Annotated in this window: 2 tRNA genes and 1 rRNA gene; all 3 read left to right on the top strand. The window is 48.0% G+C overall.

What is annotated here, in order from left to right:
* A 16S ribosomal RNA gene (locus IEV74_RS19610) occupies window positions 1-59 on the top strand; the annotation flags it as partial.
* A 239-nt stretch (window positions 60-298) separates the two neighbouring features.
* Window positions 299-375, top strand: a tRNA-Ile gene (locus IEV74_RS19615).
* A gap of 13 nt (window positions 376-388) precedes the next feature.
* Window positions 389-461: transfer RNA gene (locus IEV74_RS19620), tRNA-Ala, on the top strand.
* Window positions 462-673: the final 212 nt, after the last annotated feature.

Consider the following 673-nt stretch of genomic DNA (forward strand, 5'->3'; position numbering starts at 1 on the left):
TTGGGGTGAAGTCGTAACAAGGTAGCCGTATCGGAAGGTGCGGCTGGATCACCTCCTTTCTAAGGATATGTAAAAAGCGTAAGCGACTATTTAGCGGTGACACGCATAAGTAAGGAACCGGAAAGCACATGGGTTTTGTGCTTGGAGTGTTCATTGCTTATGTCGCGAACCGCTAGGAGCTGAAGCTGGATTACGGAACGCCGAAGAGGTTCGCTTAGGTGGCCTCTCGGTAAGGGCATGCTTGGTTGTTTGGTTCAGTTTTGAGGGATTGATTTCTCTTTCATATTTGGATATAGATGGGCCTGTAGCTCAGCTGGTTAGAGCGCACGCCTGATAAGCGTGAGGTCGGTGGTTCGAGTCCACTCAGGCCCACCATCTATAACAACATGGGGCCTTAGCTCAGCTGGGAGAGCGCCTGCCTTGCACGCAGGAGGTCAGCGGTTCGATCCCGCTAGGCTCCATTTTTGTACCTTGAAAACTAAATAAGAGTAAGACATTCAACGACATCAAAACAAAAAAGCGCAAGCGACTGAATAGCGGCGACCGCATAAGCAAGGTACCGAAAAGCACATGGTTTTGTGCTTGATGTGTGCATTGCTTATGATGGCGAGCCGCTAGGAGCTGAAGCTAGATTATATGTAAGTTCTTAAAATCTTAAGTAATAGTTAAGTGA

Source organism: Virgibacillus oceani (assembly GCF_014638995.1).
GTDB lineage: Bacteria > Bacillota > Bacilli > Bacillales > Amphibacillaceae > Virgibacillus_E > Virgibacillus_E oceani.